Source organism: Pseudomonas tumuqii (assembly GCF_013184545.1).
Lineage (GTDB): Bacteria > Pseudomonadota > Gammaproteobacteria > Pseudomonadales > Pseudomonadaceae > Aquipseudomonas > Aquipseudomonas tumuqii.
The window spans coordinates 84,811-104,517 of the sequence record NZ_JAAOJA010000004.1 but is presented as its reverse complement, the minus strand read 5'-3'; the positions used below and the strand labels follow the sequence as shown (position 1 = coordinate 104,517).

The window sequence follows — 19,707 nt, the reverse complement described above, 5'->3', positions numbered from 1 at the left end:
AGCCGCAAAATACCCCGTGAGCAGCCGACGTCTCCCCATCGAACGCACGGCCTCGGTTGACGTGCCAGCTATAGCAGGGCGCGTGCAACGGTTTTGCGAAACTCGGCTGGACTGGTTCCCGACCAACGCGCAAACGCGCGAATAAATGCGGCCGGTTCGCTGTAAGACAACTGGTAGCCGATGGCTTTTACGGAATCGGCGGAATGACTCAACAGGTAGACGGCACGGTCAAACCTGATCTTGTCGATCAACTCCGAATACTGCACGCCCTCCTCATTCAGATGCCGACGCAAGCTGCGCTCGGAACAATTCAAGGACTCCGCCATTGCGGCTGCACTGGGATACTCGTCCATACACGACAAGCTATTGAGCACGCGTTGCCGACAGGATGTTGAAGCAAAGCGCGTGGCGGACTCACGGCACTGTTGCAGGAAAACGTTGTAGCTGAACTCGCTGCGTTTCGGGTTGATCGCCTGGCCAACTTCATGATCAAAAGTGACGTAGGTGAAGTCGTGGCCGAAACTGACCGGGCAATTGAACTCCGTTAGATGCTGTTGCGGTTTTTCCGGTTGGGGATAAGCGAAAGCAACTTTCGTGACGAAACCCTTGGCAGCGTCACCGAATATTTCGCCAAGCAAATGCTGTGCGCCGCACATCGACAGATTGATCAGAAAACCATGGTACCGCTCCAGATTGACCGTCTGGCGATAACGCACCACGGCGTTGCCCGGTGCCAGCGAACCGATTAGCTCCGGCGTAAACCACCGATTGGACAATGTTTGAAAGCGCCTTAACAAGTAACCGGCATGGTTCAAATCGACGGCATTGGCCACCAATCCACCGAGCATACCGACGCTATTGACGTTGACTTCCCCGCCTATGGCCAGCCCAAGTTCGTCCATGTTCTTGCTACCAACCAGCCGTTGAATACTGGCGTAGACGGCGAGCTCGGCTTTGCCATTGAGCAGGGTTTCCGGCTGCGAATACGATTGGCCATCAAGCCCGCTGTCGCGCAAAACCTCATCCAGATCGTAGCCGCGCCGCAGCATTTGCTGAATGCAAAACGAGAGCAATGCGGGCATTGGACAGGTCGACTGCAATGGATTCATTTTGGTGATGAACCAGATAGTTTGGCCGGAATTATCAATTGTATGGCCGTTCTCAGCCTTTGGGGAAGCCGCTTTGGCTTGTAGGCTTTCTGCATTCATCTACAGCGGTAGCCGATGAGTGTCGGCGCAGCGATCATCAATTCAAATTCAATAATTCAAATTCAATAATAAAGAAGAACAAGCCATGACAGAGAAGCAAGCCAGCGAAACTATTCGAGCCCCCGGCCTGCACTTGCTGGCGATGGAACTGCGTTTGCCGCTGGAAATATTATCCACGCTGGCATTGTGGCCGCTGCTGACGGCCAGAGCGCGCGGCGATGGACATCCGGTGCTGGTCTTTCCGGGCCTGGTCGCCAGTGACCGCTCGACGTTTCTGCTGCGACGCTTTTTGCAAGCACAGGGCTACTCGGTGCACTGCTGGGAAATGGGTCGCAACCTTGGGCCGCAGCCCGGCGTGATGGGGGCCTGCCTGAAACGCATTGATGAATTGCGCGCACAGCATGGACGCAAAGTCAGCCTCGTCGGCTGGAGTTTGGGCGGCCTGTTCGCGCGTGAGCTGGCGAAAATGCGACCCGATGATGTACGGGCGGTGGTGTCGCTAGGCAGCCCATTTGCCGGGCCTGAAAGCGCCAGCAATGCGAACGGCATTTATCGGCGCTATAACCCGCCTAAAGGCGAGGCGGCCAGCGAGTTCCCCAACTTGCATCTCGCGCCGTCAATGCCAACGACTTCGATCTACAGCCGCAGCGACGGCATCGTGGCCTGGCCCTGCTGCATCCAAAACGACAATCCGCATACCGAAAATATCGAGGTGCATGCCAGCCATGTCGGCATGGGCGTGAACCCTATGGTCTTGCGCATTCTCGCCGACCGCCTCGCCCAGCCCGAGGGTGCGTGGCAACCCTATCGTCGTTCGAACCTGGACTAATGCGCCATTTCGGCAGTGCGGGGATTCGCCAGCCAGATGCGCACGTGCACCTATTCGACTAAACCCACCCAAGCAATCGAGGGGCATTGACATGGCGCGTGGCTTAAAACACTTAACGGCGATAGACGCGATGTTTCTGTATGTGGAAACGCCCGAGATGCCGATGCACGTGAGCTCCTTGATGTGCTGCACGCTGCCCGATGGCTACCAGGGTGATTATTTCGAGGACGTAAAAGCCTTGCTGCAAGCACGCTTGCATCTGGCCAGCCTGTTCACCAGCAAGCTGGTGCAGATGCCGTTCGATCTCACCACGCCGGTTTGGGTTGAAGACGAGAATCTCGATCTGGATTACCACTTGCGGCGGATGGTGCTGTCCAAACCGGGTACGCGCCAACAGCTGCACGCGCTGGTTGCGCGGCTGCAATCGTCATTGCTCGACCGCAGTCGCCCGTTGTGGGAGATCTACGTCATCGAAGGCCTGGAAAACGGCGAGGTAGCGGTTTTCAACAAGATTCACCACGCCGCGATGGATGGCCAGGGCGGCGTGGCGGTGGCCAAGATAATTTTGGACATCACCCCGGAGCCGCGTGCGGTGCGAGCACCGCGCACGCGCCTGTACCGTTGCAATGATCAACTGGGCGCCGCCGAGATGATGAGCGCCGGCCTTGGCAATACGGCGGGCCAAGTCAAGAAAGTAGCGACTGTGTTCGGCCAATTATTGGCAATGGGCGGCGACAAAGTAATAAGGAGCATGTCGTGGAAAGCCTTACTCAAAAGCAGCGAAGCGGTTGGCGTCGACGCCGCGGAACCAAGCCCCCAGCCGCGACGCGAGCGCCAACGCTTCGCCCCGACCACGGTATTCAACGGCAGCATTACCAATCAACGCTCGGTGACCAGTTTCTCGCTGGACCTGGCCGAGCTGAAAGCGCTCGGCAAATCCGTGGACGCGACCATCAATGACATGGTGATGGCGATCTGTTCCGGCGCGCTGCGTAGCTATCTCAGTGATGCCAACGCGTTGCCGGCCAAGTCGTTGATAGGCGCGGTGCCCTACTCGATGCGCGCGGCAGGCAACACCGAGATTTCCAATCAATCGTCATTGGGCTACATGCGCCTGCGTACCGACATCGCCGACCCGATGCGACGGCTGCGCGCGATTCAGGAATCTTCCCAGGCATTCAAACAAGACAACGCGGTGTTCAAAGGTTTCGCCCTGACTGATTTTCCGTCGATCGGCTTGCCGTGGCTGTTGCCGATGATGGTCAACTTCGTCACCCGCGCGCGCCTGACGGAAAAAGCCCCCGCGCTTGCCAACGTCGCCATCTCCAATGTACCGGGCCCCAATATGCCGCTGTATTTTGCTGGCGCGCGCCTGCGCGTCTTTGCCCCGGTAAGCATCGTCATGCACGGCGTGGCGCTGAATATCACGGTGCAAAGCTACAACGGCGGGCTGAACTTTGGTGTGGTGGCGTGCCGCCGCGCGTTGCCCAATATGGAAGATTTTGCCGAGGATATGTTGGCCGCCTATGAGGACTTGAAGAAGGCCATCGCGCGTCATCAGCGCAAGCTGGCAAAGGAGGCGGATGAGCTGGCCAGCGATGCTCTCCCCAACCGCGCGCCGGCAGCAACCGACGCTACAGCCGAGCCAGCTGTTGCGCCGATCAAGCGCAGCAAGCCTGCGTTGGTCAAGGCATTGCCCAAACCCAAGGCGAAAAAGTCCACGTGACCTCGCATCGCCGCCGCACGGCCATAAAGCGTGGCGGTGTCTTTCTCGAAAGGAAAATTTGCCATGAATGAACTGAATCAACGCTTCCAACGCGCGACGGAAATCGCCGAGCGCGACATCGGCTTCAAGCCAGAGACGGCGGTCTTGCTGCAGTCCTATGCACTCTATAAGCAGGCCACTACTGGTGATATCGAGGGCGAGCGCCCCGACGAGCTGGTCGCCGTCGCGAAGTACGCCGCGTGGGAGCGGCTGGAAGGCATGAGCGCAGACGAAGCCAAACGACAGTATGTGGACCTGGTCGAGAACACATTGGCGCAATGATTCGCCGCACCAGGTTTCCCGCGCGGTAGAGCGGCCACCGCGGCCACCCTGGATTCTGTCTCTGCGCGTCATGCAGTTCGGCGTTCATGAACGGCTCGAAGCCGATAGGCGTTTGCCCAAATGGCGGCGCCTCCTGAGATTGATGCCGCGATGCTCGATGCGCTCGCCAAAGAAGCCGGCACGTTCTGCGCTGAGGTGCCGCATCCGCTCAATGCAATAGCGGACCGCGAAGGCTGCCGCATGGCGCGCCAGCGTTTGCAGCCGACAGCACGGGCGCTATGCTGCATAAGCAGGGCGCGCCGCGATTGCAATGCGGTCGTCAACGCTCCGCTGCAGGCATAGTGCAGCCGCCAGTGCGGCCGAGGTGCTCATGACACGGAGACGACCATTGCTCACACTGGGCTCGCTCGTGCTCACGGGCCTGCTTGCCGTCCCCGTGGTCGATGCCCAGGCATGGGAGTTGCGGGGTGTGAAGAGCATCACCGCCACCACCCGCGACAACCAGCGAATCACCCTTGGCAGCGTGCGCTTCGAGCCGCGGGGTGATGGAAGCGTGGCGTTCACCGTCAGTCTGGAGCCTGCGCGCTTCACCGATCACTTCCTGTCGATGAAGGAGTTCAAATGCCTCGATGGTCCGGGCGAAGTCGTCTGCCATGTGCCCTACCCGCACGCGCAGCCCGGCACAATTACCCTCGATGACCTGGCGTGGCTGGAGCACAACCTGCTGTTCTTGTACCAGTTGCCGACCGATTTCGGCGCCAAGCTGTGGAACGGCTTGTACTTCCAACTGGAGCCGACCGAACAAGGGCTGCGGGGCAGGCCGCAGGCGATCGACCTCAACTACATCAGCGCGCCGTCAGGCACCCCCGAGCAGCCGCCCTACCAACCGGAGCAGCGCGACGAGATTGCCCCAGGCGTGCGCTGGATCGAGTCCCTGAGCATCGAGTAGTGCCCGCGCTGCTCGTCCTGCCTAGCGCAACGTCCCCACCATCTCTGCCGCCACGCTGAGCACAGCCCTGCCCAGCCGCATCGAGCGTTTGCCGCTCCAGCCGGTAAGCGGATCGGGGCTGTCGTCGTGGTCCTTGAAGGGCATTTCGATGGTGAAGGACAGGCAGTCGAACTCCATGCCGACCGCGTTGCACGCCAGGGTGGTGTTGGCCTGGCCGGGTTCGTCGCGCTTGTAGCCGAATGCAGTCTGGAACTCGGCGCCGAGCGCCAGCAGGCGGCGGCGGAATTCTTCCTCGAGTTGTTCCAGGCGCGGGCTGTAGCCGGGGTTGCCTTCGCAGCCGGCGGTGAACACGTGGGGGATTTCCTCGTCGCCGTGGATGTCGAGGAACAGGTCGACGCCAACCTGGCGCATCTGCTGCTGGACGAAGTACACCTCGGGCGTCTCGCTCGCGCTGGCCGCTTGCCAGGCGCGGTTGAGATCTTTGCCGGCGGCGTTGGTGCGCAGGTGGCCACGCAAGGCGCCATCCGGGTTCATGTTCGGCACCAGGTAGAGGTCGGCCTGTTGCAGCAGGGCATTCAGTTCGGCGTCGTCGCGCTGTTGCAGGCGCTCGATCACGCCTTCCATGAACCATTCGGCCATGTGCTCGCCGGGGTGCTGCTGGGCGATGATCCAGATCTTGCGCTGAGCCTGCGGGTTGCGGCTGACGCGCAGCAACTGGATGTCGCGGCCCTCGATGCTCTTGCCCGTGGCGAACAGTTCGGCACCGGCCCGGTTCAGCGCCTGCTCGATCAGCCAGTCATGCCGCGCACGGCTGTAGGGCTCGAAGTAGGCGAACCAGACCTGGGACTCGCTCGGTTCGATGGCGAAGCTGAGCGCGCCACCCTCGAAACGGCTGGGCACGCGAAACCAGTTGCTATGGTCGTAAGAGGCAACGGCGTGGTAACCCTCCCAGGCCTTGTTGTAGGCCGATTCGCCGGCGTTGGTCAGGCTGAAGCCATAGCGCTGGCCTGGAGTCAGGCCGTCGACCTTGAAGTGGAACCACTGGAAGTGATAGCTGTTGAGATCGGGGCGCATGGCCAGCAGCACCTGTTGCGGGTTGCTGGCGTCGAGCACCTCGATATTGCCGCTGTCGAAGTTGCAGTTGATGTTCATGAATACCTCGCGAGCCTGATGGTGCCCTGCACCTTTGCCCGCAAGAATCGCAGGTCTGCCCGTCGGATGAAATGCCAGAGGCGACATCTGGCTCGGCCAAACCTTATCGACTGCTCAGAGCATCCGGGCGCGATACAGCAGCAAATAACCCAGGCCCAGCAGCAGCCAGCCCAGCAGCGGGTGAAACAGCAGGTGCCAGAACCAGGCCCGCGGATCGAAACCGACGCCGTGGATAAAGCCGTTGGCCACGCCCCACATCGCCAGCATCAGCAGGCCGTGGCTGTAGTGCCCGTCGGCATCGAGCATGGCCGCCGGGTGAATCAGCAGCACCAGGCTCAGCGGTATGGCCAGCAGCAGGGACAACGCCCGGCTGCCGCCATGCCTGAGCCAGGGACGGGCTTCAGTCGTCACCCACGGGCTCCTCGTCGAGGCTCTGGGTGGTCTCCAGCCACAGGGCGTTGATGATGCCGAAACTGCAGGCGAGCAATACGCCGAGTATCCAGGTGAAATACCACATGGTCGTGCTCCTCAATAAAGCCCGTGCTGGTTGTCTTGGATATGCGCGGTGGTGACCTTGCCCCACATCTTGACGTAGCACCACAGCGTGTAGCAGAGGATCAGCGGCACGAAGATAGCCGCGGCGACCAGCATGATGCCGAGGGTCAGCTTGCTCGACACGGCGTCCCATACGGTGAGGCTGGAGGCCGGATCCAGGCTCGACGGCATGACGAAGGGAAACAGGGCGAAGCCGGCGGTACAGAGGACGCCGACGATGGCCAGGCTGCTGCCGAGAAAGGCGATGCCGCCCTGCCGCGCGCTGGCGCCGGCGAAGGCCAGGGCCGCGCCGAGAATGCCCAGCAGCGGGGCGATCTTGCTCAGCGGGTAGTGCCCATAGTTGGCCAGCCAGCCGGGGTTGTTCTGCACGACGGTCTTGCCCAGCGGGTTGAGCGCCGCAGCCGGATCGAAGCTGGAGCTGATGACCAGGCCGTTGATATTGCCCAGCCACAGCCACAGGCCCGCGCCGATGAAACTGGCCAGGAACACCAGCGCCAGCAGCCGCGCCGCCTGCCGCGCACGTTGGGCGATGACGCCCTCGGTGCGCATCATCAGCCAGGTGCCGCCGTGCAGGCCGAGCATGCTCAGGCTGACCACGCCGGCGAGCAGGCCGAAGGGGTTGAGCAGTTGCCACAGGCCTCCCTGGTAGCTGGAGCGCAGGCTGTCGTCGAACTGGAAGGGCACGCCCAGCAGCAGGTTGCCGAAGGCCACGCCGAACACCAGCGAGGGCACCACGCCACCGACGAACAGGCCCCAGTCCCAGCTTTTCCGCCAGCGGGTGTTTTCCAGCTTGCTGCGGTAGTCGAAGCCCACCGGGCGCACGAACAGGGCGAACAGCACCAGCAGCAGCGCCCAGTAGAAGCCGGAGAAGGCCGCCGCATAGACCAGCGGCCAGGCGGCGAACAGCGCGCCGCCGGCGGTGATCAGCCAGACCTGGTTGCCGTCCCAGTGCGGCGCGATGGTGTTGATCACCACCCGCCGTTCGTTGTCGCTGCGGCCGACGAAGGGCAGCAGCGCGGCGGCGCCGAGGTCGAAACCATCGGTCAGGGCGAAGCCGATCAGCAACACGCCGACCAGCACCCACCAGATCAGCTTGAGACTCTCATAATCGAACATGCGGTTCTCCTCAGGCCAGAGTCGGTTGCGCGCCAGGTGCCGCTGCCGGCGCCCGCTCGAAGTGGTAACGCCCGGTATGCAGGCTGCTCGGGCCGAGCCGGGCGAACTTGATCATCAGGTACATTTCGATCACCAGCAGCACGCTGTAGAAGGCGGCCAGGGCGATCAGCGAACCCCAGACATCGCCTTCCGAAACGCTGGAGGTGGACAGGTGGGTCGGCAGCACTTCACCGATCGACCAGGGCTGGCGGCCATGCTCGGCCACGTACCAGCCGGTCTGTGCGGCGAACCAGGGCAGCGGCAGGCACCACAAGGCCCACTTAAGCAGCCAGGGTTTGCTCTCCTCGTTCTTGCGCGCCGAAGCCCAGAAGGCGCAGACGAACAGGCCCAGCATGAGGAAGCCGCTGAGCACCATGATGCGGAAGGTCCAGAACAGCGAGGCGACATCGGGGATGGTGTCCAGGGCCGCCTGCTTGATCTGCGCCTCGCTGGCATCCACCACGGTCTCGCTGTACTTCTTCAGCAGCAGGCCGTAGCCGAGATCCTGTTTCACCGCGTTGAACGCGGCGATATTGGCCGCGCTCTTGTCGCCGGCGCGCAACTGGCTGAGCAGGCCGTAGGCGAGCATGCCGTTGCGGATGCGCAGCTCGTGCTGGGCCACCAGATCCTTGATCCCGGTGACCTGCTGGTCCAGCGAGCGGGTGGCGATGATGCCCATGGCATAGGGAATCCTCACTGCATAGTCGGTGCGCTGCTCGGCCTGATTGGGCAGGCCGAACAGGGTGAAGGCCGCCGGCGCCGCCTCAGTCTCCCACTCGGCCTCGATGGCCGCCAGCTTGGTCTTCTGCACGTCGCCGATCTCGTAGCCGGACTCGTCACCCAGCACGATCACCGAGAGGATCGACGCCAGGCCGAAGGCCGAGGCGACGGCGAAGGAACGCCGGGCGAAACCGAGGTCGCGGCGCTTGAGCAGGTACCAGCTGGAGATCGCCAGGACGAAGATCGAGCCGGTGACGTAGCCGGCCGCCACGGTGTGGACGAACTTGACCTGGGCCACCGGGTTGAACAACAGTGCGCTGAAGCTGGTCAGCTCCATGCGCATGGTCTCGAAATTGAACTCGGCACCCACCGGGTTCTGCATCCAGCCGTTGGCGATCAGAATCCACAGCGCCGACATGTTCGAGCCGATCGCCACCAGCCAGGTCACCGCCAGGTGCTGCACCTTGCTCAGGCGGTCCCAGCCGAAGAAGAACAGGCCGATGAAGGTCGACTCGAGGAAGAACGCCATCAACCCTTCGATGGCCAGCGGCGCGCCGAAGATGTCGCCGACGTAGTGGCTGTAGTAGGCCCAGTTGGTGCCGAACTGGAACTCCATGGTCAGCCCGGTGGTGACGCCGAGGGCGAAGTTGATGCCGAACAGCTTGCCCCAGAACTGGGTCATGTCCTTGTAGACCTGTTTGCCGGTCATCACATAGACCGACTCCATGATCGCCAGGAGAAACGCCAGGCCCAGGGTCAGCGGCACGAACAGGAAGTGATACAAGGCTGTCATGGCGAATTGCAGCCGGGACAGGTCGACAACGGTTTCCGAGATCATCTCGGTTTCTCCTCGGCGGGGGTGGATGCGGTTGAGCGGCCCAACAGGTGCTGACCGGTTTTCGCGCTGCCATCCTTGGGCACGGTCGGCGCATCGAACCAGAACGTCTTGATGCCCAGCAGCAGAACCAGCTTGATCAGCAGGATCAGGCTGATCTCTTTCACCAGGCGGTGACGCAAGAAGTCGAAGTGAGCGGCCATGGTCGATACTCGTGGGGGTATGCGAATTGTCGCGCAGTGGGTCACTCGACTGTTGATCCAGGGCAATGAAAGCCTGGTGGCCGCCGCGGCGAAGCGTCGCAGCGCCCCCCTCCCCATACGAGGCAAGTGCCGCTCGACTCGCCTGAGGATTTCATCGGAATCTTGCAAACGCCAAGGCCGCCGGCCCCTGCAGGGCACCGCCCGCCCGGTGGCAAGCAACTTGCCGGGGTAAATGGGGTCTTCTAGTCTGCAGCGGCCGCCTTCAGGCGTTCACGGCAAGGCGCAGGACCCTGCAGCGATTCGTAGGGCCGTCCTTTCAGCAGCCACCCGCATCGACTCGACAAGAAGTGACAGACCATGAACGCTCAGCAATGGCTCCGCCCGCCCCTCCCGGCACTCATCTGCGCACTGCTCCTGCTGGGCGGTTGCGCCGCTCAGCCAGCGGGCACGGGCAGTGCACCGCAGACAGAACCACCCGTGGCCGACACAGCAGCGGTTGCGGACGTCGACGCCACCCTGGAGAGACTGCGCAGCCAAGCCAATCGCGGCGATCTCGACAGCCAGTTCCAGCTGGGCAGTTTCTACTTCGTCGGCAAACCGGCGAAAGACCTCAAGCAAGCCGAATACTGGTGGCAGCAGGCCGCCGACAAGGGCCACGCCATGGCGGCGGTCAGCCTGGCCTATCTGTATACCGGCCGCGACAACCCGGACTTCGCCAACCCGCAGCGCATGCTCAAGTACCTCAACCAATCGGCCGCCGGTGGCAATCCGATGGCCCAGCATATTCTCGGCAACCTCTACCTCAGGGGCGAACAAGGCGTGCCGCGCGATGCCAGCCAGGCCCGCCGACTGTTCCAGAGCGCCTGCAAACAGAACTACGCCGCCAGTTGCACGGCGCTGACCGCACTGCCCTGAACCTGTCGCAGGCCCCTCATTAGCGGTGCAGGCACTGCAGGTGCGAGGGGCTCCGCATAAGAGCGATCCGGCGGGCGGCGTTGCCTTTCAGCCAGCAGATTCGCGGATAAAGACCGGGCACGCCGAGCGCCGAGCGCATAGCGCTCGGCCAGCGGTGCGCACGACGCACCCTACCCGGATCGGGCACGCGCCACGCCACAGTGGTTGCGGGCAGGGCTGCCGCCCCCGTCATGGCGTCAGGTCGAACAGCGCCTTGCCGCTTTCCATGTCGCTGGGCACGGAAAAATGCTCGTGGGCAATCAACCAGCGCTCGCCCTGTTTGCGGAAGCACTGGGTGACGCGCATCCAGCAGGTCTGCGTCTGGCCCTTGTCGTCGGTGCCGCCGCAATGCAACAGGTAATGGGCCACGCCGAGGTTGTCGTCGATCATGAAACTCGGATCGTGCACCTCGAACATGCCCTCGCCCGTACACATTTCCATGCAGGCTTGCCAGTGCGCCTTGTAGGCTTCGCGACCAACGAAACGCAACGGACCGATGGCGTCATAGGCCACCACTTCGTCGCTGTAGTGGCTGATGATGCGCTCGACATCCTTGGACTGTGCGGCCTTCGCCCAGCTGTCGATGGCCTGCTTGAGCTGGCTTTGTGGGGTATCGATGATCATTGCTCTATCTCCTCTTGCAGGGTGCGGGGTCAGGCTTCGTTCGGCGCGCAGCACGCGTGGGCGGACGCCGGTTGTTGGTACTGGTCATGCAGGCGGGTCCAGTGCATGCCCTTGCCGTCGAGGTCGGGCATGCCGCCCCAGCCTTCTCCGCGGCCGAACGGCGTCAGGTCGAGGTAATTGTAGGTGCCCATGAGGATGTCCAGGCCGCGGCCGTAGCTGGAATAGCAGTGATAGACCCGCTCGCCGTCGCGCAGGAACACGCTGACGCCGGGCTGTTCGCCCTGTATGTGATAGGTCAGACCGAGGCGCTCCAGCGCGGCCTTGTCGCGGTAGTTGTACTCCACCGGCGCCACCGCCTCGTCGGTAGTGACGTGATAGTCGTAATTGAAGGCGCTGCCGTAGGAGGAATACCAGGGCAGGGTCCAGCCCATGCGCCGCCTGAACGCCTCAAGCTCGGCCAGCGGTGCGCGGGAAACCAGCACCAGGGTGGTGTCGCGGGCATGCAGGTGGGCCTGGTGGCCGATGTTGTCGACCAGGCTGGAACAGCCTTCGCAGCCCTCGCCGCGGTCACGGAGGTACATGAAGTGGTAGATGATCAACTGGCGGCGCCCCTCGAACAGGTCGACCAGGCGCAGTTCGCCCTGCGGCCCCTGGAAGCGGTAATCCTGGGTCACCGCCACCATCGGCAGCTGCCGACGCTCGGCGTTGAGTGCATCTCGCTGGCGGGTCAGGGCCTTCTCTTTCTCCAGCAGCGCCTTGCGCGCCAGCAGCCACTCTTCGCGGCTGGCGATTCGGGGTAGTGGGTAGTCATTGCGGTTCATGGTCTGAACTCCCGGTGATGGATTGACTTGCGCTGGCTGCGGCGCGGCCCGCTCACACGTCCAGCTGACGCACCGGCCGCACTTCGACGCTGCCGACCCGCGCCGCCGGGATCTTGCCGGCGATCTGGATGGCTTCGTTGAGGTCGCGGGCATCGACCAGGTAGAAGCCGGCCAGTTGCTCCTTGGTCTCGGCGAAGGGGCCGTCGGTGATCGACAGCTTGCCGCCGCGCATGCGCACCGTGGTCGCCGTCTCCACCGGCTGCAGCGCCTCGGCGGCGAGCATGCGGCCGCTGTTGCGCACCGATTCGGCGTAGGCGAAGCACTCCTCGTCACGCGGGCTGTCGGGGGAGTCGTGCAGCAGCTGTTCGTTGCTGTAGACCAGGCAGAGGTATTTCATAACGGGCTCCGGATTGCATGGGGCTGGGTATTGATTAGTCGAGCGCCAGGCGCGGCAATCGACAGCGCGCAGATAAATATTTCCGCGCCCGACCAACGGCCACCCCGTAGGGTGCGCCGTGCGCACCAACAAGCTTGGCCGGCGACGCACCTCAGCCGTCGGCCAGCTGGTCCAGGCGGCGTTGCAGGAACTGCCGATCCGGTCCCTGCCGGGCCAAGTGCAGAGCGCGCCGATAAGCGGCGCGGGCCTCGCCACTGCGGCCCAGACGGCGATAGAGATCGGCCTGGGCGGCGTGCGCCAGGTGGTAGTCGACCAGTTCGCCACGCTCGAGCAGGGCTTCGATCAGGGCCAGACCGGCTGCCGGGCCGTCGCGCATGGCCAGCGCCACCGCGCGGTTGAGTTCGATCACCGGCGAGGGCGAGATGCGCAGCAGGGCGTCGTAAAGCCCGACAATCTGCGCCCAGTCGGTGGCCGCGGCGTTCGGCGCCTCGGCATGCACGGCGGCGATGGCCGCCTGCAACGCATAAGCGCCGAACCGTCGCGAGCGCAGCGCCTGCAGCACCAGGATGTCGCCTTCGGCGATCAGCTCGGCAGACCAGAGCGAGCGATCCTGCTCGTCCAGCAGCACCGGCTCACCGCTCGCCGAGGTCCGCGCCGGGCGACGCGCCTCGTGCAGCAGCATCAAGGCCAGCAGGCCCATGACTTCCGGCTCGGGCAGCAGGTCGAGGAGCAGCCGCCCCAGCCGGATGGCCTCGCTGGACAGGTGGCTGCGGGTCAGCGCGTCGCCGGAACTGGCGAAGTAGCCCTCGTTGAACACCAGGTAGATCACCTGCAGCACCGACTCCAGGCGCTCGGCCAGTTCGCCGCGCCCCGGCACCTCGTAGGGGATGCGCGCATCGCGGATCTTGGCCTTGGCCCGCACGATGCGCTGGGCCACGGTGCTCGGGCTGGTGAGAAAGGCGCGGGCGATGTCCTCGGTGCTGAGGTCGCAGATCTCGCGCAGGGTCAGCGCCACCTGGGCATCGGCGGCGAGCGCCGGGTGGCAGCAGGTGAAGATCAGGCGCAGGCGGTCGTTCTCGACGCTGTCGCCGTCCCACGGCGGCTGATCGCGCGCGGCAATGCTATCGGCAAGCTGCGCATCCAGCGGTTCGAAACGCGCCTGGCGACGCAGGCCGTCGATGGCCTTGAAGCGCCCCGCCGACACCAGCCAGGCCCGCGGATTGGCCGGTACGCCATCGCGCGGCCACTGCTCCATCGCCACCCGAAACGCCTCGTGCAGCGCCTCTTCGGCCAGGTCGAAATCGCCCAGCAGGCGGATCAGGGTCGCCAGCACCCGCCGCGACTCGTCACGGTAGAGCGCGGTCAGCAGTTCGTGCAGCTCGTCGGCGGCGTCCATGGTTGCCCTCCCTTCGACTGATGAGCCTGTCAGCGTAGGCCGCCTGGACGGCGAGGACAACGGGCCGGAACAACCGATCGACCGGCGTAGGCGGTGCCGCGCGCGCCATCGGGTATGCGCGTTATGCGCGATGAGCACTTGCTGCGCATGGCGCAGCCTGCGAGTCGATGTCATCTCCAAGACGGCTCACCGGCAAGTCATGGCGCCTGCCGGCAAAAGCGTCTCGACGCAGATGACAGAAAAGCGCCTGGTCAGGTGCTGGTGAGAACGTCGACAAAAGCCGGCTGTAACGCAGCAACCCGGCGCGCTTGTGGCGCGCCGGTAACAGCACAGGTGAGGTTGCAGGAAGAGCAGCCGCGCCGCTTGTGGCAGCGCGGTGATAGGCACGCCGGACGAAACCGGCACACATATGGGGTGGCGCGGCGCTTACAGCGGGGTAAGCAGCTCGCCCTGGTCGACAAAGGCCTGCAGATTGGCCAGCACCAGCTGTTCCATCTGCAGACGGGTTTCCTCGCTGGCGCTGCCGATGTGCGGCAGCAGCACCACGTTATCCAATTCGCGCAGGGCGGCCGGCACCGCGGGTTCGGCCGCGTAGACATCCAGCCCGGCACCGCCCAATACGCCGTTTTGCAGCGCCTCGATCAGCGCCGTTTCATCGACCACCGAGCCGCGCGCGACATTGATCAGGATGCCCTGCGCTCCCAGCGCTTCGAGGATCGGGGTATTGATCAGGTGATGGGTGGCCGCGCCGCCCGGACAGGTCAGGACGAGGAAATCCGCCCAGCGCGCCAGTTCGAGCAGGCTGGCTGCATAGGCATGAGGGCTGCCGGTCACCGGCCTGCGGTTGTGGTAGCGCACCTGCATGGAGAAGCCAGCGGCACGCTGCACCACGGCTTCGCCGATGCGCCCCAGGCCGACGATGCCCAGGCGTTTACCGCTGACCTTGCGCGCCAATGGAAACGCCGCACTCGGCCAACTGCCGGCGCGGACAAAACGGTCGCTTTCGGACATGCGCCGCGCCGTGTCGATGATCAGGCCCATGGCCACGTCGGCGACGCAATCGTTGAGCACATCCGGGGTGGAGCTGAGGACGATGCCGCGATCACGCAGCAGCTCCAGCGGATAGGGGTCGTAACCTACGCCAAAGCTGCAGATGGCGCGCAGGTTCGGCAGGCACTCCAATTGCTCGGCGCTGCAGCCGAAGCGGGCCGAAGACACCAGCAGCTCGAACTGTTCGCCCTGCTCGCGCAGAAAGGCCAGGGGGTCGGCCTGCTGCCATAGCGCAGTCACCTGATAGTGATCAGCCAAGGTGCGGTTGAAGCGCTCACTTAGCGGGCCGATCTGCAGTACCTGGGGTTTGCTCATGGGGCTCCTCGGTTGACCTTTATCTCGGTGGAAATGGGTGCGCACGGTATGCGGCGTGCCCGTAGGGTGCGCCGCGCGCACCGTCCTTCAGGTCACCGGGGCCGGGTTGAATAGCACCAAGTCGTTGTGCAGCCTGTGCTTCTCGGCCCAGGTCTGTTGCTTGCCGCTGGCGACATCCAGATACAGCTGGAAGATGTGCCAGCCCATCTCGTCCAAGGTCATGCGCCCGGAGGTGATCTGCCCGGCGTCGACGTCGATCAGGTCGGGCCAGCGCTCGGCCAGCTGGGTACGGGTGGAGACCTTGATCACCGGCACCATGGCCAGGCCGTAGGGCGTGCCGCGACCGGTGGTGAAAATATGCAGGTTCATCCCGGCGGCCAGTTGCAGGGTGCCGCAGATAAAGTCGCTGGCCGGCGTGGCGCAGAACCACAGGCCCTTGCCGCGCACCCGCTCACCCGGTGACACCACCCCGGCGATGGAGCTGGAGCCGGACTTGGCGATCGAGCCCATGGCCTTTTCGACAATATTGTTCAGCCCGCCCTTCTTGTTGCCCGGCGTGGTGTTGGCGCTGCGGTCGGCCATGCCGCGCTGCAGGTAGCGGTCGTACCAGTCCATCTCGCGGATCAGCGCATCGGCCACTTCCACCGAGGCCGCGCGCGGGGTGAGCAAATGGATGCCGTCGCGCACCTCGGTGTTCTCGGAGAACATCACCGTGGCACCGGCGCGCACCAGCAGATCGGCGGCCACACCGAGGGCCGGGTTGGCGGTGATGCCGGAGAAGGCGTCGCTGCCGCCACACTGCATACCCACCGACAATTCAGACGCTGGCACCGTCTCGCGGCGGCGCTCGTTCAGTACCTGCAGACGCGCCTCGATCATCGCCATGATCTGTTCGACCATGCCGGCGAAGCCGTTGCTGGAATCCTGCAGGCGGAATAGCCAGTCCTCCTCGTCCATGCCGTTGGTGAGCTGGTCGCCATCCATCAACTGGCTGGCCTGCAACTTCTCGCAGCCGAGGCTGATCACCAGCGCCTGGCCGCCGAGGTTGGGGTTGCGGCTGATGTTGTAGAGCGTGCGGATCGGCACCACCGCATCCGGCGCGTTGATCGCCACGCCGCAGCCATAGCTGTGCGACAGGGCGACCACGTCATCGACATGGGGGTACTTGGGCAGCAGCTCCTTGCGCACCCGCTCGACGCAATGATCGAGCACCCCGACCACGCACTGCACGGTGGTGGTCACACCAAGGATATTGCGCGTGCCAACGCTGCCGTCCGGGTTGCGAAAACCCTCGAAGGTATAACCCGTAAGCGGCTCAATCGGCGCAGCCGGCAAGGTCGCCTTGGGCAGGTTGTCCAGGGCGGGCGGCTCCGGCATGCGCAGTTGCGCCTCGGTCACCCAGCGCCCGGCGGCGATGGGCTCCAGGGCATAACCGATCACCTCGCCGTAGCGCAGCACTTTGCCCTCCACGGCGAAGTCCTGCAACGCCACCTTGTGGCTCTGCGGAATACCTTCGACGGCCTCCAGGCCATCGGCAAAGCGGCCGCCCTTGGCCACGCCCTGCTCATTGACCACCACACCAACGTTGTCGGCCGGGTGCAGGCGGATATAGCGCGGCGAATCCTGATGGGGAATCAACTGCATGGACATGCTCTCCTCTATTTCAAAGTGGACGCCGCCACGGCGCTTTCAGCCGCAAGGCCTGGCGGCGCGTCCAGCTCGATCCGGTGAATACGACCGACGATAACCAGATAACTGATCACCGCCAGCAAAGCGTTGGCACCGACATAGATCAGCGCCGCATCGAACGAGCCGGTGAGGCTGACCAGATAACCGACCACGATAGGCGTGGTGATGGCCGCCAGGTTGCCGAAGGTATTGAACAGCCCACCGGACAGGCCGACGATCTGCCGGGGCGAGGTGTCGGCCACCAGCGTCCAGCCCAGGGAGCCGAAGCCCTTGCCGAAAAACGCCAGGGCCATCAGGCCGATCACCGCGGTATCACTCTCGGCATAAACACAGAGCACGATGCTGCTGGCCAGCAGCATGCCGACGACGATAGGCAGCTTGCGCGCCAGGGTCAGCGAACAGCCGCGGCGCAGCAAAGCGTCCGACACCAGGCCACCGAGCACGCCGCCGATAAAGCCGCAGATTGCCGGTAGCGAGGCGGCAAAACCGGCGGAGAGAATGGTCATGCCGCGCGCCTGCACCAGGTAGACGGGAAACCAGGTGAGGAAGAAATAGGTAATGGCGTTGTTGCAGTACTGTCCGAGGTACAGACCGATCAACGTGCGTTGGATCAGCAGCAACTTGAGATAACGCCACTGCGAGCCGCCCGCACCGGCAGGCCTTGGGGCCAGGTCGATCAGCGCGCCGCCGGCTTCGATATGGGCGAACTCGGCTTCGCCCAGGCGTGGATGTTCCCGCGGGCCGTGCATCACCTTGAGCCACAGGCCACAGAGCAGCAAGCCCAGGCCGCCCAGCACGACAAACACATACTGCCAGCCCATGTCCTGCACCACCCAGCCCATCAGCGGGGCGAATACCGCGGTGGCCGCATACTGCGCCGAGGCGGACATGGCCGTGGCGGTGCCGCGTTCGCGGGTCGGGAACCAGGCGGCGATGATCCGCGCATTGCCCGGAAAACAGGGGGACCCGGCAAAGCCTACCGCCAGGCGCAGAAGAAACAGGCTGACGATGGCCCAGGCCAGCGGCAGCATGCCGACAAGGCCCTGCAACAGGGTAAACAGCGACCAGCAGAACAGCGTGATCAGATAAACGCGCCTCGCCCCGAAGCGATCGAACAGCCAGCCACCCGGGATCTGCCCGATCACATAGGCCCAGCCGAACGCGGAAAAGATATAGCCGAGCATCACCGCATCGATGCCCAGATCCGCCTGCAGCGCGGCCCCGGCTATCGATAGGCTGGAGCGGTCGGCGAAGGTGACCGTGGTGACGAGGAACAGCATCAGCAGGATGGAGTAACGCACCCGGCCCGGTTTGACTGCATGCATTGGGCAAACTCGTCAGAAATTCGAGTGAGGCGGCCCGCTGCCTGTTGGCAAGCGGACCGCCGGACACTGGTTTAACGCACCAGACAGGGCCGTTTGTTATCGAACTGCCAACCGGAGATCAGGTACTGCATGGCCACGGCATCGTTGCGCGCACCGAGGCCCATGCCCTTGTACAGCTCGTGGGCCTTGGCCAATGCATCCCAGTCCAGCTCGACGCCCAGACCCGGAGTCTTCGGCACCTGCACCAGACCGCCTGCGATCTGCAGCGGGTTGCGCGTGAGGTGCTGACCGTCCTGCCAGATCCAGTGGGTGTCGATAGCGGTGACCTTGCCCGGCGCGGCGGCGGCCACGTGGGTGAACATCGCCAGGGAAATGTCGAAGTGGTTGTTGGAGTGCGAACCCCAGGTCAGGCCCCATTCGTTGCACATCTGCGCCACCCGCACCGAGCCCTGCATGGTCCAGAAGTGCGGATCGGCCAGCGGAATATCCACCGACTGCAACTGGATGCAGTGGCCCATCTGCCGCCAGTCGGTGGCGATCATATTGGTCGCGGTCGGCAGGCCGGTGGCGCGGCGGAATTCGGCCATCACCTCGCGGCCGGAGTAACCGTTTTCCGCGCCGCAGGGGTCTTCGGCATAGGCCAGCACGCCGTGCAGGTCGCGGCACAGCTCGATGGCTTCGGCCAGGGACCAGCCGCCATTGGGGTCGAGGGTCACCCGCGCATCCGGGAAACGCTCAGCCAGGGCACAAATCGCCTCGACTTCTTCGCCGCCGCGCAGCACGCCGCCCTTCAGTTTGAAGTCGTTGAAGCCATAGCGCGCATGGGCCGCTTCGGCCTGGCGGACGATGGTCTCCGGGCTCAGCGCCTCTTCGTTGCGCACGCGGAACCAGGCGTCGTTGGCATCCGCTTCGTTGCGGTAGCCCAGATCGGTCTTCTCGCGGTCACCGATATAGAACAGATAACCGAGCATCTCCACCGCATCGCGCTGCTGACCTTCGCCGAGCAGGGCCGCCACCGGTACGCCAAGGTGCTGGCCGAGCAGGTCGAGCAGCGCCGCCTCCAGGGCGGTAACCGCGTGGATGGTGATACGCAGGTCGAAGGTCTGCAGGCCGCGCCCGCCTAAGTCGCGGGCGGCGAAGGCCTTGCGCACCTGGTTGAGCAGGCCGTTGTAGTTGCCGATGGACTGGCCCACCAGCAAGGGGCGAGCATCTTCCAGGGTCTGACGGATGGCTTCGCCACCGGGCACCTCGCCGACGCCGATGCGCCCGGCGTTGTCCTTGAGAATGAGGATATTGCGGGTAAAGAATGGGCCGTGGGCACCACTCAGGTTGAGCAGCATGCTGTCGTGGCCGGCGACCGGCACGACCTGCAGCTCGGTGATGATCGGGGCACCGGCGAAGGTGCCGGCAGTGTTAGCTGTACTCATGACCGTTCCCTTTTTATTGTTGGGCGGGATAAAGCTCTTGTTGCAGCCGTGGGGTG

20 protein-coding genes are annotated in these 19,707 nt (G+C 64.0%); 5 read left to right on the top strand and 15 right to left on the bottom strand.

Annotated features, from left to right (window positions below; translation table 11 throughout):
• Positions 1–68: 68 nt before the first annotated feature.
• Positions 69–1,208, bottom strand: a complete 1,140-nt coding sequence (locus G9C89_RS09490; protein WP_172147628.1) for an AraC family transcriptional regulator — start codon at positions 1,206–1,208, stop codon at positions 69–71.
• Positions 1,209–1,293: 85 nt separating this feature from the next.
• Here G9C89_RS09490 and G9C89_RS09485 point away from each other — a divergent pair, with 85 nt between their 5' ends.
• From G9C89_RS09485 to G9C89_RS09470, 4 genes are all read left to right on the top strand, one after another.
• Positions 1,294–2,037, top strand: a complete 744-nt coding sequence (locus G9C89_RS09485) for an esterase/lipase family protein (RefSeq protein WP_172147627.1) — start codon at positions 1,294–1,296, stop codon at positions 2,035–2,037.
• Positions 2,038–2,128: 91 nt separating this feature from the next.
• Positions 2,129–3,763 (top strand): WS/DGAT/MGAT family O-acyltransferase, encoded by a 1,635-nt coding sequence (locus G9C89_RS09480; protein ID WP_172147626.1) that lies wholly within the window; start codon positions 2,129–2,131, stop codon positions 3,761–3,763.
• Between the two features lie 63 nt (positions 3,764–3,826).
• A complete protein-coding gene (locus tag G9C89_RS09475) occupies positions 3,827–4,084 on the top strand; it encodes an acyl-CoA-binding protein (RefSeq protein ID WP_172147625.1) in 258 nt (85 codons plus the stop codon).
• A 388-nt stretch (positions 4,085–4,472) separates the two neighbouring features.
• Positions 4,473–5,033: a hypothetical protein gene (locus G9C89_RS09470; RefSeq protein ID WP_218575920.1), complete on the top strand. Its 561-nt coding sequence runs from the start codon at positions 4,473–4,475 to the stop codon at positions 5,031–5,033.
• A 21-nt stretch (positions 5,034–5,054) separates the two neighbouring features.
• Here G9C89_RS09470 and G9C89_RS09465 read toward each other — a convergent pair whose 3' ends face one another.
• The 6 genes from G9C89_RS09465 to cydP form a co-directional block, all read right to left on the bottom strand.
• Complete coding sequence (locus tag G9C89_RS09465) at positions 5,055–6,185, bottom strand: M14 family metallopeptidase (protein ID WP_172147623.1); 1,131 nt, start codon at positions 6,183–6,185, stop codon at positions 5,055–5,057.
• A 114-nt stretch (positions 6,186–6,299) separates the two neighbouring features.
• Positions 6,300–6,596: a cyd operon YbgE family protein gene (locus G9C89_RS09460; protein WP_172147622.1), complete on the bottom strand. Its 297-nt coding sequence runs from the start codon at positions 6,594–6,596 to the stop codon at positions 6,300–6,302.
• Positions 6,586–6,702 (bottom strand): cytochrome bd-I oxidase subunit CydX, encoded by a 117-nt coding sequence (gene cydX, locus G9C89_RS09455; RefSeq protein ID WP_172147621.1) that lies wholly within the window; start codon positions 6,700–6,702, stop codon positions 6,586–6,588. Before cydX ends, G9C89_RS09460 begins: the two co-directional genes overlap by 11 nt.
• A gap of 11 nt (positions 6,703–6,713) precedes the next feature.
• Entirely contained in the window at positions 6,714–7,856 is a 1,143-nt protein-coding gene (gene cydB / locus G9C89_RS09450; RefSeq protein ID WP_172147620.1) for a cytochrome d ubiquinol oxidase subunit II, read from the bottom strand.
• Between the two features lie 10 nt (positions 7,857–7,866).
• The gene (locus tag G9C89_RS09445) at positions 7,867–9,453 is read right to left on the bottom strand and encodes a cytochrome ubiquinol oxidase subunit I (protein ID WP_172147619.1); all 1,587 of its coding nucleotides are present in this window, start codon (positions 9,451–9,453) and stop codon (positions 7,867–7,869) included.
• Positions 9,450–9,653, bottom strand: coding sequence for a cytochrome oxidase putative small subunit CydP (gene cydP / locus G9C89_RS09440; protein WP_172147618.1), 204 nt, complete (start codon positions 9,651–9,653; stop codon positions 9,450–9,452). The genes G9C89_RS09445 and cydP overlap by 4 nt, the downstream gene beginning before the upstream one ends.
• A gap of 357 nt (positions 9,654–10,010) precedes the next feature.
• On the opposite strand from cydP, the gene G9C89_RS09435 reads away from it, so the two are divergent.
• Entirely contained in the window at positions 10,011–10,568 is a 558-nt protein-coding gene (locus G9C89_RS09435; RefSeq protein WP_172147617.1) for a tetratricopeptide repeat protein, read from the top strand.
• A 228-nt stretch (positions 10,569–10,796) separates the two neighbouring features.
• Here G9C89_RS09435 and G9C89_RS09430 read toward each other — a convergent pair whose 3' ends face one another.
• The 8 genes from G9C89_RS09430 to gudD form a co-directional block, all read right to left on the bottom strand.
• On the bottom strand, positions 10,797–11,231 hold the full coding sequence (locus tag G9C89_RS09430) for a YybH family protein (RefSeq protein ID WP_172147616.1): 435 nt from the start codon (positions 11,229–11,231) through the stop codon (positions 10,797–10,799).
• Positions 11,232–11,260: 29 nt separating this feature from the next.
• Positions 11,261–12,052, bottom strand: coding sequence for a DUF899 domain-containing protein (locus tag G9C89_RS09425; RefSeq protein WP_172147615.1), 792 nt, complete (start codon positions 12,050–12,052; stop codon positions 11,261–11,263).
• A gap of 52 nt (positions 12,053–12,104) precedes the next feature.
• Complete coding sequence (locus G9C89_RS09420; protein WP_172147614.1) at positions 12,105–12,449, bottom strand: YciI family protein; 345 nt, start codon at positions 12,447–12,449, stop codon at positions 12,105–12,107.
• A gap of 151 nt (positions 12,450–12,600) precedes the next feature.
• Positions 12,601–13,845 carry an RNA polymerase sigma factor gene (locus G9C89_RS09415; protein ID WP_172147613.1) on the bottom strand — a complete coding sequence of 415 codons (1,245 nt, stop codon included), beginning with the start codon at positions 13,843–13,845 and terminating at the stop codon, positions 12,601–12,603.
• Positions 13,846–14,271: 426 nt separating this feature from the next.
• Positions 14,272–15,210 carry a 2-hydroxyacid dehydrogenase gene (locus G9C89_RS09410; protein ID WP_172147612.1) on the bottom strand — a complete coding sequence of 313 codons (939 nt, stop codon included), beginning with the start codon at positions 15,208–15,210 and terminating at the stop codon, positions 14,272–14,274.
• Positions 15,211–15,297: 87 nt separating this feature from the next.
• Entirely contained in the window at positions 15,298–16,854 is a 1,557-nt protein-coding gene (garD, locus tag G9C89_RS09405; protein WP_172147611.1) for a galactarate dehydratase, read from the bottom strand.
• Between the two features lie 14 nt (positions 16,855–16,868).
• Entirely contained in the window at positions 16,869–18,224 is a 1,356-nt protein-coding gene (locus G9C89_RS09400) for an MFS transporter (protein ID WP_172147610.1), read from the bottom strand.
• A 71-nt stretch (positions 18,225–18,295) separates the two neighbouring features.
• A complete protein-coding gene (gene gudD, locus G9C89_RS09395) occupies positions 18,296–19,651 on the bottom strand; it encodes a glucarate dehydratase (RefSeq protein WP_172147609.1) in 1,356 nt (451 codons plus the stop codon).
• Between the last annotated feature and the right edge of the window lie 56 nt (positions 19,652–19,707).

Coding starts and splice junctions, on each gene's coding strand:
- G9C89_RS09490 (WP_172147628.1), bottom strand. CDS start 1,208: ATGAATGCAGAAAGCCTACAAGCCAAAGCGGCTTCCCCAAAGGCTGAG.
- G9C89_RS09485 (WP_172147627.1), top strand. CDS start 1,294: ATGACAGAGAAGCAAGCCAGCGAAACTATTCGAGCCCCCGGCCTGCAC.
- G9C89_RS09480 (WP_172147626.1), top strand. CDS start 2,129: ATGGCGCGTGGCTTAAAACACTTAACGGCGATAGACGCGATGTTTCTG.
- G9C89_RS09475 (WP_172147625.1), top strand. CDS start 3,827: ATGAATGAACTGAATCAACGCTTCCAACGCGCGACGGAAATCGCCGAG.
- G9C89_RS09465 (WP_172147623.1), bottom strand. CDS start 6,185: ATGAACATCAACTGCAACTTCGACAGCGGCAATATCGAGGTGCTCGAC.
- cydX (WP_172147621.1), bottom strand. CDS start 6,702: ATGTGGTATTTCACCTGGATACTCGGCGTATTGCTCGCCTGCAGTTTC.
- cydB (WP_172147620.1), bottom strand. CDS start 7,856: ATGTTCGATTATGAGAGTCTCAAGCTGATCTGGTGGGTGCTGGTCGGC.
- G9C89_RS09445 (WP_172147619.1), bottom strand. CDS start 9,453: ATGATCTCGGAAACCGTTGTCGACCTGTCCCGGCTGCAATTCGCCATG.
- cydP (WP_172147618.1), bottom strand. CDS start 9,653: ATGGCCGCTCACTTCGACTTCTTGCGTCACCGCCTGGTGAAAGAGATC.
- G9C89_RS09435 (WP_172147617.1), top strand. CDS start 10,011: ATGAACGCTCAGCAATGGCTCCGCCCGCCCCTCCCGGCACTCATCTGC.
- G9C89_RS09430 (WP_172147616.1), bottom strand. CDS start 11,231: ATGATCATCGATACCCCACAAAGCCAGCTCAAGCAGGCCATCGACAGC.
- G9C89_RS09425 (WP_172147615.1), bottom strand. CDS start 12,052: ATGAACCGCAATGACTACCCACTACCCCGAATCGCCAGCCGCGAAGAG.
- G9C89_RS09420 (WP_172147614.1), bottom strand. CDS start 12,449: ATGAAATACCTCTGCCTGGTCTACAGCAACGAACAGCTGCTGCACGAC.
- G9C89_RS09415 (WP_172147613.1), bottom strand. CDS start 13,845: ATGGACGCCGCCGACGAGCTGCACGAACTGCTGACCGCGCTCTACCGT.
- G9C89_RS09410 (WP_172147612.1), bottom strand. CDS start 15,210: ATGAGCAAACCCCAGGTACTGCAGATCGGCCCGCTAAGTGAGCGCTTC.
- garD (WP_172147611.1), bottom strand. CDS start 16,854: ATGCAGTTGATTCCCCATCAGGATTCGCCGCGCTATATCCGCCTGCAC.
- G9C89_RS09400 (WP_172147610.1), bottom strand. CDS start 18,224: ATGCATGCAGTCAAACCGGGCCGGGTGCGTTACTCCATCCTGCTGATG.
- gudD (WP_172147609.1), bottom strand. CDS start 19,651: ATGAGTACAGCTAACACTGCCGGCACCTTCGCCGGTGCCCCGATCATC.